The sequence below is a fragment of the Lawsonella clevelandensis genome (assembly GCF_001293125.1).
GTDB lineage: Bacteria > Actinomycetota > Actinomycetes > Mycobacteriales > Mycobacteriaceae > Lawsonella > Lawsonella clevelandensis.
This window is the reverse complement of sequence record NZ_CP009312.1, coordinates 1,000,431-1,015,341: the sequence shown is the minus strand read 5'-3', so window position 1 is coordinate 1,015,341 and position 14,911 is coordinate 1,000,431. Positions and strand designations below refer to the sequence as shown.

Here is a 14,911-nt window from a genome sequence, read left to right as displayed (position 1 = left end):
AGAGGAAGATCATGACTCTCATTGTTGATATTCACGCTTTGCATACCGTTCCCCCAAGCCTCATCAACCGCGATGATACAGGAGCTCCTAAAACTGCCGTTTTCGGAGGTGTCCCACGCCAACGTGTATCGTCCCAGTCTTGGAAACGCGCTATCCGACAATATATGGAACAAAACATTGATTCTTCACTTGTAGGATTTCGCTCCAAAAAACTTCCTGGGAAAATTGCTGAATTGGTGCAGGAACAAAATCCAGACTGGCCTGTAGAACAGGTCATTCAAGGAGTTGAAAACCTTTTTAAAGCTGTAGGCCCTAAAGGCATCAAGCTGGAGAAACCTAAGAAGAGCGCCTCTACAGAGGAAGATTGTAGTAGGGGAGAATCCTACCCAGAGACCGGATTTCTTCTTTTTTTGAGTCCTCATCAAATAACACGCGCAGCCGAAATAATTTCACAAAACCACGGTGGAAAAATTGCTAAGAAAGACGCCAAATCCATTCTGGATACCGAGCACTCAGTAGATGTCGCCATGTTTGGCAGGATGCTTGCCGATGCTTCTTCTTACAATGTCGACGCCGCTGTGCAGGTAGCTCATGCAATCAGTGTTCATGAGACAGAGCCTGAATTCGATTATTTCACTGCCGTTGATGACATTGTGGAGGATGCAGAAGAATCCGGAGCTGGAATGATCGGCACGGTGCAGATGATGTCCTCCACCTTGTACCGCTATGCAACTATCAATGTTGATGGTTTAGCTCATAATCTGGGGTCGAAGGATGCTGCTAGCGAAGCAGTTGGATATTTTCTTCAGGCTTTTACGGAGTCACTCCCCACGGGGAAGATCAACACGTTTGCGAATCAGACTCTTCCCGAGCTTGTCTACGTTGCTATTCGAGATACCCGTCCGGTTTCTCTCGTGAATGCTTTTGAAGAGGCTGTCACATCAGATGAGCGAGAAGGCAAGACTAGGCGGGAAGTAGCGGCGGAGAAAATGGCACAAGAGGAAAAACACGTGGAAGAAACCTACGGATTTGTGCCGAAAGCTTCCTTCGTCGTTGCGCTAGGTACGCTTGGTTCTTCTTTCGCAGAGCTTTCTACCTCCACAACTATGACTACACTCTCTGCTCAGGTGCAGGAAGCTCTCCGGGCGGAGTAAAGATATGTCATCCTTTTCACTGTTACTCCTGTTAAGGGGTCCTATGCAGTCTTGGGGTGATGAGTCAAGGTACACTACTCGAGCTACAGCCGCGACTCCCAGTAAATCTGGTGTTATTGGATTGCTTGCAGCAGCCGAGGGTAGACGGCGAAGTGACCCTATTGAGGATCTCACTAAATTGAAACTTGCTGTCAGAGTTGATCAATCAGGTACTTTGTTACGTGATTATCAAACTGCGCAACCCTGGCAGATTAACCCACAGGCTAATGCCACCCTTGTCACTCGGTATTTTCTTTCTGACGCATCCTTCCTTGTTGCTATTGAATCCCCTCACCGGGAGATTCTCGAAGGATTGGCTCATGCGTTGAACCATCCTGCTTTTCCTCTTTTCTTAGGGAGGCGATCATGCCCAGTATCAGCAGACCTAGTACAAGGAATTGTTGATGAACCTGCCGTACAAGCTCTTCATAATCATGAAAAGTGGCATGCTTCCACGGCGTATAAGAAATCTCGTTCTCGTCACGTAAAACTCCCTATCTACCGTGATGCGGATCCTGGCGAGATCGGGGACTTGCGTCACGACGTTCCGCTGAGTTTTTCCTCCGAACATCGGCAATATGGATGGCGCACTGTTATCGAGGATGCACCAAAGATTGTGGTGAATGAACTTGGTACGGAACATGATCCTTTTTTTGAGGCGGTGATTTCTGTATGACGACTTTTACTCGTGTTCTTCTCAATGAACGTAGGAGAGGCGGCCGTCATCTACTCCTCAACCCTGAAGCTATGCACGCTGCTATATCAGCTGCTTTCCCACCGGATACTAGTAAAGAGCATGGCCGTATCTTGTGGCGTGTGGACCATCACAAGGCTAGGCACGAACATATTCTCTATATTGTTGGACCGGAGAAACCTACGGTTGAACATATTGTTGAACAGGCCGGATGGGATACGCGACCAGGACAAATCGCTGACTATGACCGGTTTATTCATGCCATTCAGAATGGGCAGCAGTGGCATTTTGAACTAGTTGCGAACCCGACAAAGAGCGTTCCACAATCGCGAGGAACACGTGGAAAAGTTGTTCCTTTAACGACGGTGAACACTCAACTTAACTGGCTTCTGGAGAATGCTCCGAGGCATGGCTTCAGTGTCTCTTCTGATGACATTGTCACTGCAAGGGTGATTGAATCTCACCTTTTGTCCTTTCAACGCAACTCTCACCAGTCACGCAATATGGTTCGTATTACCACTGCACGCTTTGAAGGAGAGTTAACTGTTGTGGATGCAGCTGCGCTTCGCCATGCTCTAATGTACGGCATAGGTCGGGCACGTGGTTATGGTTGCGGGTTGCTCACTCTTGCACAAAGAGATTCTTGATGGTGAAGACTCCAAGTCAGACACCTATAGAGCGGCAAGCTCTTGGGCGAATGGAGAATAGAATCTCCTTCCTTTATATCGAGCGGGCAGTGGTTAATCGTTCAGGGAACGCTCTTACTATCACTGATGAGCGTGGAACGGCGCATGTGCCAGCAACGCAGATTTCCGTTGTTCTTCTTGGTCCTGGAACGAAAATTACACATGCGGCAATAGCTTTACTGGGTGATTCGGGAACATCCACAGTGTGGGTAGGTGTAAACGGTGTCCGCTACTATGCACATGGTCGTTCCCCTGCTCGATCCTCCACCATGGCCGAAGCCCAAGTAAAGGTTTGGAGTAATCAACGTGCCAGGCTCCGATGCGCCCGCAGAATGTACGAAATGCGGTTTCCCAATGAAGATGTTTCCCGCCTGACGATGCAGCAGCTGCGTGGTCGTGAAGGCTATCGAGTGAAGAATATTTATGTTCGCGAGGCTGCTCGAACAGGGATTCCTTGGGACAAAAGATCCTATGATCCTCATGACTTTGACACAGGGGATGATATAAATAAGGCTCTCAGTGAGGGGGCAGCGGCGTTATATGGTGTCGCATACGCTGTCATCACCGGTTTAGGCTTCATACCTTCTCTTGGGATCGTTCATACGGGAACAGACAGTTCTTTTGTCTACGATATCGCTGACCTATACAAGGCTGAGATTTCCATCCCTGCAGCTTTTGAAGCTACTGCCCAAACCTGGGCAGGAGAGCCTGTTTCTGTCAGACATGTTATTCGCGACAAAATAGTGTCCACTCGACTAATCCCAAGAATGATTCATGACCTGCAGGAACTTATGAATATCCCTGAAGAATTGAGCACAGATTGTGGAGACCTGTTTTTATGGGATGAACTTCAAGCTGTTCCAGCTGGCGTAAATTATGAGGAACAGACAGCATCATGATGGTACTTGTCATAACCGCGTGTCCCGCTGGGTTACGAGGTGACCTCACAAAATGGGTACTGGAAATAGCCCCTGGTGTTTTCGTAGGAAATCCTGGTGGAAGAATTCGGGATTTACTCTGGGAACGAACCACTCAACTGTGTCGAGATGGAAGGGCATTGTTGGTCTTTTCCACGAATAATGAGCAGCACATGGAATTCCGCACTCACAATCATGATTGGATCCCTACTGATTTTGATGGCATTACTCTCATGATGCGGCCCGATAATAGGACTACCAATAACAGGCCTCGCAATGGATGGGCTACTGCTCGGCGTCTTCGCAAGTACCGGTAAGTAACATAAGAATATCCGTGTCGCTTATTCTGAGTTAAATGTAAAATGAGCACTGTCTTGCTGTAAATGCAGATCATCAAGTATGTGCCCCGCGCCAGCGGGGATGAGCCGCATAGTCGCGGGCCTCCCACTCAGCAGCAGAAATGTGCCCCGCGCCAGCGGGGATGAGCCGCCCGTGGGATGGGTATTCCGCTATGGCGAATGATGTGCCCCGCGCCAGCGGGGATGAGCCGCCTTGCGCGTGCCCCATAGTCCTACTCTTTCCATGTGCCCCGCGCCAGCGGGGATGAGCCCACCATCTACCTAGAAGCACGGCAACCGCACTGATGTGCCCCGCGCCAGCGGGGATGAGCCCGAAGTTTTTCTTGTACATGGTCCATGCACCAGATGTGCCCCGCGCCAGCGGGGATGAGCCCGCGTGGGCTGAGATTACCGGTAAGCCTGCTGAATGTGCCCCGCGCCAGCGGGGATGAGCCGCAGAGTTCATCACAGAGAAAGAAGCGAAAATAATGTGCCCCGCGCCAGCGGGGATGAGCCGCGGCATATCCCGCATAGTCGCGTGTTCCAGGCATGTGCCCCGCGCCAGCGGGGATGAGCCGCCACCGTCACGCCCACCATTGATTTCATTGAGATGTGCCCCGCGCCAGCGGGGATGATCCGAAACAGAAGCCGCTGAGCCAGAGGAAACAGAAATGTGCCCCGCGCCAGCGGGGATGAGCCCTCGGCGGCGGTATCCTCTGTCATATCCAGGGCATGTGCCCCGCGCCAGCGGGGATGAGCCCACCGCCCCTACCGGGCACCATCGTCGCCACAGATGTGCCCCGCGCCAGCGGGGATGAGCCGGTTCCCCGAAAGTCGGAGGAACTGGCAGAAGAATGTGCCCCGCGCCAGCGGGGATGAGCCCCCTTACCTGCTCTTCGGTTACGTCAAACGCATATGTGCCCCGCGCCAGCGGGGATGAGCCGACTCCAGTGCGCCGTCCTCCTCCTCACTCCTCATGTGCCCCGCGCCAGCGGGGATGAGCCGGTTCCCCGAAAGTCGGAGGAACTGGCAGAAGAATGTGCCCCGCGCCAGCGGGGATGAGCCGGAATACATCATGACCATCAAATTCGGCCAGATATGTGCCCCGCGCCAGCGGGGATGAGCCGATTGGGCGCATCGTGTTTCGCTCGAAGAGTACATGTGCCCCGCGCCAGCGGGGATGAGCCCCAACTGCTCGGCCAAGAACAGTATCGGGGTTCATGTGCCCCGCGCCAGCGGGGATGAACCCCAGCTTTAGACGTGCCCTCACCAATCCAGGTGATGTGCCCCGCGCCAGCGGGGATGAGCCGGATAAAGTATGGGCGCGTACCCTGGTCTACGCCGCCAATGGCCTCCCCTGCTACGTCACGCAGGACTACATCAACAAAAGCCGGCACGCCTGCCGCCACAGCCACATCCGCATGTGCGCATGGAACCCGCAGGAATGTACTCTCGCAGCATTTGCTCACAACATCCCTGCCGCCATCCGCCCCGCGCTCATGGAAGCCCTCTACAAACAATGTGACTTCGACAACATTGCCCGAGTTCTAGCCCCAGAAAACTAGAAGATCGTGAATACCCCGCCACCATGCGGGGTATTCCCTTACCGAGAAGAGCCGATATGAATATAAATGCAGAATTTCGCGCACTAAAACAGCTTAGCGGGCTAACATCGCAGCACATCGCGGATAAATTCGACGTCGGACTACGCACTGCACAGCGCTATGAAACTGAATACACGCCCCGCTCCGAAATTATGGAGTATCTGCGGAGCATCGTGGAGGACGACACCCAGTACGTCGAAGAGGTACTAGACGGCATCGAGGCAGATATCCATGAAGCGAACGAGCAGCTAGGTGAGGTGCGAAATCCTGGTGCAGTACGTCTCCTCAGGTACCTCAACAGCCACTACTACTACCAAGCAAATGGCGTTGAGGCTATTCCCTATGAGAGGTATACGGCGCGCCTAGGCCGTATTATTTCTGCACTGATACTGGATGGATACGAGATCGAGTACGAGTACTACACTACCGAAGAGGGGTAGTACCCCGAATGGGGGTAGTATGTGCCCCGCGCCAGCGGAGATGAGCCTTCAGCAGGTAGAAGCACCTTGTCATTGGCTGTATGTGCCCTGCGCCAGCGGGGATGAGCCACTCACCCAACATTGGAAGATGGGTTAACGTCAAGTTGTTTCATCTAATGATGAGCTCCTGCATGTTCTCCACCCCGAACACCAGCGCGATAATCACCAGCACCGCCACTACCGCAGTGGCCCCCCATCCCCACGCATTCACCTGCTTCTCCGTCACATAGACGGGCATCTCCTCCCCCGTCTCCGGGTGCAGCATCACGCCGCCGGCCTTATTGCGCCGCTGCCGCGACTTCGCCACCCACATCGGCACAAAAATGAACGCCCCCGCCACCAGGAAGCCCACCACGAAGCCGCCCAGGTGCGCCTGGATGGAGATGCTCGGCTGGGTAATGCCAATAACCACATTCAGCATAATGACGGTGATGATGCCGGACAGTTTCGCCTTCAACGCCAACACCACCACCAGCTCCGCACCCAGCAGGCCAAAAATGGCGCCAGACGCGCCAGCGGTAGCAGACTCGGGACTGGAGAACCACACAACAGTGGCGGAGCCCGCCAGCAGCGACAGCAGGTAGACGGCAGAGAAGCGGAGCGACCCCAGCGCTCCTTCCACGTCCCGCCCCAGCACCCACAGGGCGTACATGTTAAAGACAATGTGCAGCAGGCCAAAGTGCATGAACCCGCTGGTCAGAAGCCGCCAATACTGGCCGAACCCCAACGTGTAGGGCACCAGCACGGTGTCGTTGAGGAGCGGGGAGCTGACGGCGGTGTTAAGAATAGTGCCGCCCTGGGCGGAGACCACCAGGTAGAGGGCGACGTTGACGATAATAAGCAGCCACGTAGCGGGCGACTTCGTGAAGGTGGTGGCGAAATCGACCCGCCGCGTGGCTGCCATGTGTATATCCCTTGAGTGGAGTTTGTGGTTAGAGTTCGACGACGTCGATGGACTCGATGACGACATCCTCCAGCGGACGGTCCCGCATGTCGGTGGCAACCTTGGCCAGGGCATCCACTACGGCCTGGGAGTCAGCATCAACAACCTCACCGAAGATGGTGTGGTGCATGTTCAGCCACGGGGTGGGGGCGACGGTGATGAAGAACTGGGAGCCGTTGGTGCCGGGGCCGGCGTTGGCCATAGCCAACAGGTAGGGGCGGTCGAAGGTGAGTTCGGTGGTGAACTCGTCCTCGAAGCGGTAGCCGGGGCCGCCGGTGCCGGTGCCGGTGGGGTCGCCACCCTGGATCATGAAGCCGTCAATGATGCGGTGGAAGATGGCGCCGTCGTAGAACGGGCCTTCCTTGGCACCCTTAGCGTTGGGAGTGGAGTAGGGGGCGGAACCATCAGCCAGGCCGATGAAGTTCTTCACGGTCTTGGGGGCATGGTTGCCGAACAGGTCGATAACGATGTCACCTTTGTTAGTGTGCAGGGTCGCTTGTGCGGTTGCTTTGCTCATGTCTCCATCGTGCCAGGTTTGTGGAGATCTCACCATCTGTCAGTGAATTTTCGCAGATTGGTGGTGCAAAGCGGGGGCTGGTATGGCACTCTAAAACTATGAAACTCAAGCAAGTTGTTAATACTTTCAAAAAGATTGCGCCGCTGGTGCCTGTTTTTGGTGGCTGGAAGGCTGCCACCGCGGTGTTTGCGCTCGTCCAGTTCGGTGCCCCCATGCTGCTGAGGTTCCTCACCAACAAGAAGCGCGAAATGGAAGCCAATAAGGCTGCCTAGAGTGGTGACGGGGCGCTGCCTGGCGCTTCGATGTTCCGACGCTCCCGCGTCCCCCCCAACCCCAGTAGCCCGTCTAGTGGGGCTCATGCGAATCCCTGGTTTTTACTGGCCAGGGATTTTTCTATCGACTGTGACAATAACTCCACTCCGAGGTGAGTTTTTACGGCATAAATGAAACCCATAGATGGCTTTATGTCACAAGTGTTTGCTAGTTTTCATTGCCGCAGCTTTGCATCGGTAGTACGCTCCCAGTTGGTATGACCGGTTCCGCTCCCCATTTCGGTGGGGAGTCCAGGGCCGGTCTTTGTTTTACGTCAACGGGGGATGCTTGTGCACCAGACCAAGCCATTCACAACCTACACTGAACAGATTGAGCTTCTTCGTAACCGTGGAATGATTATCCCCGATGCTGATAAAGCTCAGAAGTTTCTTGAACGGCGGAACTACTACCGTTTATCAGGTTACTGGTATCCGATGCGTGTTTTCCCTGACAGTACAGATAGGAATGTCAAGCCACTGGATGAGTTTATTGAGGGAGCATCATTCGACCTAGTCATTGAACTCTATGACTTTGATGCTCGACTGCGCCACAGTGTGTTTAGTGAGTTAGATCATGTCGAGACCGCTTATTCGAGCAATCCTCGGATATGAGCTTGGGCAAGTGGATCCACTGATCTATCTGGATTCTGACAAACTCGATTCCCACGCCAGACAGACTTCAAAGCGGAGTAGGTCTGAGACCAATCATCAAGTGTGGATGAATACCTACGACAAAGTCCTATCACGTGCTTCAAAAAATAAAGGGTATGCAATGCTGGATTTCGTCCAGCATCATAAGAAGAACTATGGCAACCAACTACCCATTTGGGTTGCTGTCGAAATCATGGATTGGGGGATGCTTCGGAGCTTGTACACAATGTCACCAATGTACGTCCAAAGTAGAATTTCAGAACGCTGTAACTTAGAACCTCCCCAACTCAGTTCATGGCTCGGCGCACTAAACCATGTTCGTAACTTTGCAGACCATCATGCGCGGATGTACAACCGCAACTATAGTTTCCGACCCAAACTTCCTAACGATCCAAGATTGACCCCATCAACGATGCGCCTGGATATGAACCGAGCTTTCGGGCAGTTTACGTTGATTCAATACATGCTCAAGACACTGTGTCTTTCACCAGCAATACAGATCCCTCGTGTTTTCGAAACCTACCCAGATAATCCCATAATTCCTATAGAACGCACGGGGGCACCAGAGAATTGGAGGGACCATCCTCTCTGGGTGCATGATTAGTTTACGTACATGGGAATTATGAACCCGGTTAACGGTCAGTGTGGTGTGCTGTTGCGGGGGAGCCAGAGGGTGCCGGTGTTGCCGGCGTGGTGCTAACCCCGTCGGAGAACTATCAGCGAGGATAGAAGCATGGCTACCCAGCGTCTTGATCTTTCCTCCATCAAATACAATCTTGCGAACTTCCGCCTGCATTGGCTGGACGAGCTTGAAGAGTGGAAAGAGGCTCATCTTACTGGGGAAGAGCAGAAGGCAGCCCAGCGGTTTTGGATCGACATGATGGGCTGTTTTGGTATTACCGCTGCCCGCATGAATCTGTTTGAGCGTGACGCGCGGCGCGGGAGTACCGGGGGGCGTGGCCGCATTGACTTGTTTTGGCCTGGTGTGGTGATTGGGGAGGCAAAACGGCCTGGGGTTGATCTTGCTATCGCGCAGGAGCAAGCATTCGACTATTTGAACGGGGGGAGCGTCCGCCCGCATGAGTTCCCCAAGTATGTGCTGTGCTCGAACTTTGAGCGTTTCCGCCTGCAGCGTTTGGGGGCACCGGAGGAGCGGTGGGAGGTGGAGTTTTCCCTCGATGAGATCTGCGACTATGTAGACCAGCTGAAGTTCTTGGCCGGCTACGACACTGTGAGTAGGGAGGAGGAAGAGGAAGCCTCCATCCAGGCCTCGCAGCTGATGGCGGAGCTTTTTACCGCTATGGCTGGTGAGGAGGTGGACGTCACCATTGGTGATGACGCCCCCACTAATGCGGCGGATGAGGATGAGCGCACGCAGCGTACCTCCATGTACCTGACCAGGCTGCTTTTCTTGTTGTTTGGTGACGATGCTGGCCTGTGGGAGCAGGACCTTTTCTATAGGTTTGTCCTTGACCACACCACCCCAGACGACCTGGGAACCCAGCTCAACGAACTGTTCTCGGTGCTGAACACCCCAGAATCGAAGCGTAATTCCCGGCTGCCCAGCCACTTCACTAACTTCCCCTATGTGAACGGCGCACTGTTTAAGGATGCTCTTCCTACTGAGTGGTTTAACCCGCGGATGCGCGATGCCCTCCTGGATGCCTGCCGGTTCCTGTGGACCCGCATTAGCCCCGCTGTGTTCGGGTCAATGTTCCAGCTGGTGAAGTCGAAGGAAGCGCGCCGCAGCAACGGCGAGCACTACACGTCCGAAACCAATATCCTCAAGACTTTGGAGCCACTGTTCTTAGATGAGCTGCGGGAGAAGGTCGCCTCCAAACTCGCTCTCGCTGATACCGCCCGCAACCTCACAGAACTGCGGAAGATGCGGGACGAACTGGCCACCTATACGTTCCTCGACCCTGCCTGTGGCAGTGGAAACTTCCTCCTTGTGGCATATCGGGAGCTCCGCAGGCTAGAGACAGCACTCATCGTGGATATTCGCCGCCGTGAGGGGCAAACCGGCATGGCTCTTGACGTGTCGTGGGAGCAGAAACTCTCCATCAACCAGTTCCATGGCATTGAATTGAACTGGTGGCCGGCCAAGATCGCAGAGACTGCTATGTTCCTGGTGGATCACCAGGCCAACCGGGAACTTGCCGACCGGATCGGCATTGCCCCCGAGCGCCTTCCTATCACTGTCACCGCGCATATTCACCACGGCAATGCTTTGACATTTGATTGGAATGACCTCATCGGGGAGACGACGGGGCCGGTGTACATCTTCGGGAACCCGCCATTCTCTGGACACAAAGAAAAGAGTAGAGAGCAAGCGCGAGATCTTCGCCAAGTTTGGAACACGAATACAATCAGCCACCTTGATTATGTGACCGGTTGGTTCGTCAAAAGCTTGGATTTTTTTGAAAACCGAGCCGGTCGGTTCGCATTTGTTTCTACTAATTCGATCACTCAAGGTGAAGGCGTCTACCAACTTTTTACCCGTATTTTTGATGCAGGTTGGCATTTACAGTTCGCACACCGTCCTTTCAACTGGGTTTCAGAAGCACAGGGTCCGGCTGCGGTTCACTGTGTGATTACTGGATTCAGTCGAGATTCCGTACAGCGCTGCAAGCTATACTGGACAGACAAATCTGAGCCTGAGTTAGTTGAAGCAATTAGTCCGAATCTGTACCCTGGCCCACCTGTTATTGCAGTGAAACCGTTAAGGAACAAAATCCTTAGCTCATGTCTCCCAGAACTCAGAGCAGGTTCAACACCAATTGATTGGGGAAATCTCGTTGTTACTGAAGATCAATATGAGGAAGTAGCAGCAGACCCGATTGCGAAAAAGTACCTTCGTGAATATGTCGGTGGAGACGAGTTAATTAACTCACTCCATCGATGGTGCTTATGGATGGCAGATGACGATTTTGATAGCACCGATTTACGAAAATCGGATGTGCTGCGCGAACGCGTGTCAAAAGTCAGAGAGAAACGTCTTTCCCGAAGTAGAGCGGCAACTAGGCGAGCCGCCGAGACCCCCTACTTGTTCGGTGAAATACGTCAGCCAAAGACAGATTACCTTGCCCTTCCGCAGAGCTTCTCGAATGAACGACTTTACGCAACTGCCGGCCACTTAAGTCGACACGTTATTGCATCAACCAAGCTGTTCACGGTTGAAGACAAAGACGGCTTCCTGTTCGGCCTTATTTCGTCCAGCATGTTTATTACTTGGCAAAAGACTGTAGGAGGCCGTATTAAGTCGGATCCGAGTGTCTCTACCTCTATGGTCTGGAACACGTTCCCTGTCCCCAATTTGGATGAAAAAATAAAGCAGTACATTATTGATGCTGGCCACGATGTGCTTGCGGCTCGTGCTCTACACCCTGATAGATCTCTAGCCGAACACTATGATCCCTTAGCCATGACTTCGGAGCTGGTGAAGGCGCATAACGAACTTGATCGAGTAGTCGATAAAGCATTCGGCGCTCCCCGTAAACTCACCACGGAGAAGCAGCGCCAGGAGCTTCTTTTCGAGAACTATGTGAAGCTCACTGGAGAATAATCCCCCACACGGAATTACCGGCATAAAAACCCCTGGTCATTTGCGACCAGGGGTTTTGTATTTTGTGGAGCATAGGGGAATCGAACCCCTGACCTCCGCCTTGCAAAGGCGGCGCTCTACCAATTGAGCTAATGCCCCAAGTCCAAAAAACAAAGAAATAAAAATGGTGGGCCTAGCAAGAATCGAACTTGCGACCTCTTCGTTATCAGCGAAGCGCTCTAACCGACTGAGCTATAGGCCCGTAACTCCGTAAACTTTAACCGACCTCCCCACCAATTTGCAAAACGTCTGGTAACAGGCGGAAACAAGGAGGTTTCAGAAGCAATAAATGGGGTTGTGGTGGACAGAGGTTGGGGGAATGTAGGGGCCGTGGACGACGACAAAGGGGCGCGCCCGGACTCACCGGGCGCGCCCCTTTGCGCTAGTGCCGTGGCCGCCACGCCGTTATGTTCGCTGGCCGTTTGTCGTCGGCGGACTCTCGCGGCCCGCTGACACTAGCGGCCACAGCACTCATTACTTTTCTTCGGGTTCCTGGTCGGCGTTGCGGGCGATGGCCAGCAGTGAGTCCCCGTCGGAGAGGTTCATCAGGCGCACACCCTTGGTCTGGCGGCCAGCCTTGCGAACCTCCTTAGCAGCGGTGCGGATGATGCCGCCGCCCGTGGTGATGGCGAAGATTTCGTCATCCAGCGACACCACTTCAGCACCCACCAGGTTGCCGCGGCGACGATCGTATTGGATAGTCAGAACACCCTTGCCGCCACGTCCTTGGACGGGGTAGTCGTCCATGGCGGTGCGTTTCGCGTAGCCGCCGGAGGTGGCGACCAGCAGGAACTCGTTTTCCTTCACCACGTTCATGCTGAGTAGGCTGTCGTCGCCGTTAAAGCGCATGCCGTAGACGCCGGAGGTGGCGCGGCCCATGGGGCGGAGCACATCGTCGGTGGCGTGGAAGCGGATGGACTGGCCGTACTCGGAGACGAGAATGAGGTCGTCGTCTTCGGAGCAGAGGGAGGCACCCACCAGTTCGTCGTCACCCTTCAAGTTGATGGCGACAAGTCCGCCGGTGCGGTTGGAGTCGTAGTCCTCCAGGCGGGACTTCTTCATCAGGCCGTTGCGGGTGGCCAGCACCAAATAGGGGGCATCCTGGTAGCTCTTCAGCTGGATGACCTGGGCAATGCGTTCTCCCGGCTGGAAGGCGAGGAGGTTGGCGACGTGCTGGCCGCGCGCGGTGCGGTTGGCTTCGGGCAGGTCGTAGGCCTTGAGGCGGTAGACGCGGCCCTTGGTGGTGAAGAAGAGGATGAGGTCGTGGGTGGAGCACACGAAGAAGTGCTTGACGATCTCGTCCTGCTTCAAGGTGGCACCCTTCACACCCTTGCCGCCACGTTTCTGGGAGCGGTAGAGGTCGGTCTTGGTGCGCTTGGCGTAGCCAGTTTCGGTGATGGTGACGACGACGTCCTCTTCGGGGATGAGGTCTTCGTCGGAGATTTCGCCGTCGGCGGGGATGATGCGGGTGCGGCGTTCGTCCCCAAACTTGCGGACGATGTCGGTGAGTTCGTCCTTGACGATGGCGCGCTGCCGTTCGGGCTTGGCCAGCACATCCTTCAAATCGGCAATGTCGATTTCGATCTGGGCCAATTCGTCCAGGATTTTTTGCAGTTCGAGGGCAGCCAGGCGGCGCAGCTGCATCTCCAGGATGGCGTTGGCCTGGGCCTCGTCGATTTCGAGGAGGTCCATCAACCCGACACGGGCTTCATCGGCGCTGGGGGAGCGGCGGATGAGGGCGATGGTTTCGTCCAGCATGTCGATGGCTTTTTTGAGGCCGCGCAGAATGTGGGCACGTTCTTCCTTCTTGCGAAGGCGGAACCTGGTGCGGCGGATAATAACTTCCAGCTGGTGGCGCACGTAGATGCGGACAAGCTGGTCGATGCGGAGGGTGCGGGGCACGCCGTCAACAATGGAGAGCATGTTGGCGCCGAAGTTCGTTTGCAACGCCGAGTGCTTGTAGAGGTTGTTGAGAACGACCTTGGCGATGGCGTCGCGCTTCAAGGTGATGACGATGCGCATGCCGACACGGGAGGAGGATTGGTCCTCGATGTTGGCGATGCCACTGATGCGCCCGTCGGAAACCTGCTGGGCGATGGAGGACACCAGATTGTCGGGGTTCACCTGGTAGGGCAGTTCGGTGATGACGATGATAGTGCGCTTGCCCTCTTCCTCGATGGAGGTTTTGCCGCGCATGCGGATGGAGCCGCGCCCGGTGGTGTAGGCGTCCTTGATGCCCTGGTCGCCAACGATGAGGCCGGCGGTGGGGAAGTCGGGGCCTTTGATGCGCTCCATGACGGCCTCTAGGGTGGAGGCTTCGTCGGCATCGGGGTTGTCGAGGCACCAGTAAATGGCTTCCGCGATTTCGCCCAGGTTGTGGGGCGGAATGTTGGTGGCCATACCGACGGCGATGCCGCTGGAACCGTTCATGAGCAGCTGCGGCACGCGGGAGGGGAGGACGACGGGTTCGTTGGTTTTGCCGTCGTAGTTGGGTTGGAAGTCGACGACGTCTTCACGGATGTCGCGAAGCATTTCCTCGGCGAGGCTGGTGAGCCGGGCTTCGGTGTAGCGCATGGCGGCGGCGGGGTCGTTACCGGCGGAGCCGAAGTTGCCTTGGCCGTCGACGAGTGGGTAGCGCATGGTCCAGGGTTGGGCCATGCGGACCAAGGTGTCGTAGATGGCGGAGTCGCCGTGGGGGTGGTAGTGGCCCATGGTTTCGGCGACAGAGCGGGCGGACTTGACGTAACTGCGGTTGTGCAGGAAGCCGCTGTCGAACATGGCGTACAGGATGCGGCGCTGCACGGGTTTCATGCCGTCGCGGGCTTCGGGGAGGGCGCGGCCGACGATAACGCTCATGGCGTAGTCGATGTAGGAGTTTTGCATCTCCTGGTTGAGGTCGATCGGTGTGACGCGATCGTAGGTTGCCTCGTCGGGCGGCAAGGTAGTGTTGTCGGACATTATTCCTCTTTACGTG

At 54.9% G+C, this 14,911-nt stretch carries 14 protein-coding genes, 2 tRNA genes and 1 CRISPR repeat array; of the genes, 11 read left to right on the top strand and 5 right to left on the bottom strand.

The window, feature by feature from the left end; all coding sequences use genetic code 11:
- The first annotated feature begins 11 nt into the window (after positions 1-11).
- The 7 genes from cas7e (at position 12) to IY73_RS04410 (ending at position 5,872) form a co-directional block, all read left to right on the top strand.
- Positions 12-1,154 (top strand): type I-E CRISPR-associated protein Cas7/Cse4/CasC, encoded by a 1,143-nt coding sequence (cas7e, locus tag IY73_RS04430; RefSeq protein ID WP_053978936.1) that lies wholly within the window; start codon positions 12-14, stop codon positions 1,152-1,154.
- 4 nt (positions 1,155-1,158) lie between these two features.
- Positions 1,159-1,869 (top strand): type I-E CRISPR-associated protein Cas5/CasD, encoded by a 711-nt coding sequence (gene cas5e, locus IY73_RS08150; protein ID WP_082346564.1) that lies wholly within the window; start codon positions 1,159-1,161, stop codon positions 1,867-1,869.
- Positions 1,866-2,534 (top strand): type I-E CRISPR-associated protein Cas6/Cse3/CasE, encoded by a 669-nt coding sequence (gene cas6e / locus IY73_RS08145; RefSeq protein WP_082346563.1) that lies wholly within the window; start codon positions 1,866-1,868, stop codon positions 2,532-2,534. Before cas5e ends, cas6e begins: the two co-directional genes overlap by 4 nt.
- Complete coding sequence (cas1e, locus tag IY73_RS04415; RefSeq protein WP_199397485.1) at positions 2,534-3,472, top strand: type I-E CRISPR-associated endonuclease Cas1e; 939 nt, start codon at positions 2,534-2,536, stop codon at positions 3,470-3,472. Before cas6e ends, cas1e begins: the two co-directional genes overlap by 1 nt.
- Positions 3,469-3,807 (top strand): type I-E CRISPR-associated endoribonuclease Cas2e, encoded by a 339-nt coding sequence (gene cas2e / locus IY73_RS08140; protein WP_082346562.1) that lies wholly within the window; start codon positions 3,469-3,471, stop codon positions 3,805-3,807. The genes cas1e and cas2e overlap by 4 nt, the downstream gene beginning before the upstream one ends.
- A gap of 82 nt (positions 3,808-3,889) precedes the next feature.
- Positions 3,890-5,137: a CRISPR direct-repeat array (repeat unit 28 nt; unit sequence ATGTGCCCCGCGCCAGCGGGGATGAGCC).
- 112 nt (positions 5,138-5,249) lie between these two features.
- Positions 5,250-5,393 carry a hypothetical protein gene (locus IY73_RS08410; RefSeq protein ID WP_158408645.1) on the top strand — a complete coding sequence of 48 codons (144 nt, stop codon included), beginning with the start codon at positions 5,250-5,252 and terminating at the stop codon, positions 5,391-5,393.
- A 56-nt stretch (positions 5,394-5,449) separates the two neighbouring features.
- Positions 5,450-5,872: a hypothetical protein gene (locus IY73_RS04410; protein ID WP_053962026.1), complete on the top strand. Its 423-nt coding sequence runs from the start codon at positions 5,450-5,452 to the stop codon at positions 5,870-5,872.
- Between the two features lie 148 nt (positions 5,873-6,020).
- Here IY73_RS04410 and IY73_RS04405 read toward each other — a convergent pair whose 3' ends face one another.
- Both IY73_RS04405 and IY73_RS04400 read right to left on the bottom strand, forming a co-directional pair.
- The gene (locus tag IY73_RS04405) at positions 6,021-6,815 is read right to left on the bottom strand and encodes a rhomboid family intramembrane serine protease (protein ID WP_053962025.1); all 795 of its coding nucleotides are present in this window, start codon (positions 6,813-6,815) and stop codon (positions 6,021-6,023) included.
- Between the two features lie 28 nt (positions 6,816-6,843).
- Positions 6,844-7,371 carry a peptidylprolyl isomerase gene (locus IY73_RS04400; protein ID WP_053962024.1) on the bottom strand — a complete coding sequence of 176 codons (528 nt, stop codon included), beginning with the start codon at positions 7,369-7,371 and terminating at the stop codon, positions 6,844-6,846.
- 98 nt (positions 7,372-7,469) lie between these two features.
- On the opposite strand from IY73_RS04400, the gene IY73_RS08405 reads away from it, so the two are divergent.
- From IY73_RS08405 to IY73_RS04390, 4 genes are all read left to right on the top strand, one after another.
- Complete coding sequence (locus IY73_RS08405) at positions 7,470-7,643, top strand: hypothetical protein (RefSeq protein WP_158408644.1); 174 nt, start codon at positions 7,470-7,472, stop codon at positions 7,641-7,643.
- A 330-nt stretch (positions 7,644-7,973) separates the two neighbouring features.
- Entirely contained in the window at positions 7,974-8,294 is a 321-nt protein-coding gene (locus tag IY73_RS08595) for an Abi family protein (protein ID WP_237025116.1), read from the top strand.
- Positions 8,257-8,937: an Abi family protein gene (locus IY73_RS04395; RefSeq protein WP_237025115.1), complete on the top strand. Its 681-nt coding sequence runs from the start codon at positions 8,257-8,259 to the stop codon at positions 8,935-8,937. The genes IY73_RS08595 and IY73_RS04395 overlap by 38 nt, the downstream gene beginning before the upstream one ends.
- A gap of 129 nt (positions 8,938-9,066) precedes the next feature.
- The gene (locus IY73_RS04390) at positions 9,067-11,898 is read left to right on the top strand and encodes a DNA methyltransferase (protein WP_053978933.1); all 2,832 of its coding nucleotides are present in this window, start codon (positions 9,067-9,069) and stop codon (positions 11,896-11,898) included.
- A gap of 65 nt (positions 11,899-11,963) precedes the next feature.
- Here the strand turns inward: IY73_RS04390 and IY73_RS04385 are convergent.
- From IY73_RS04385 to gyrA, 3 genes are all read right to left on the bottom strand, one after another.
- Positions 11,964-12,036, bottom strand: a tRNA-Ala gene (locus IY73_RS04385).
- A gap of 26 nt (positions 12,037-12,062) precedes the next feature.
- Positions 12,063-12,139: transfer RNA gene (locus tag IY73_RS04380), tRNA-Ile, on the bottom strand.
- Positions 12,140-12,411: 272 nt separating this feature from the next.
- Positions 12,412-14,895, bottom strand: a complete 2,484-nt coding sequence (gyrA, locus tag IY73_RS04375; protein WP_053978932.1) for a DNA gyrase subunit A — start codon at positions 14,893-14,895, stop codon at positions 12,412-12,414.
- Between the last annotated feature and the right edge of the window lie 16 nt (positions 14,896-14,911).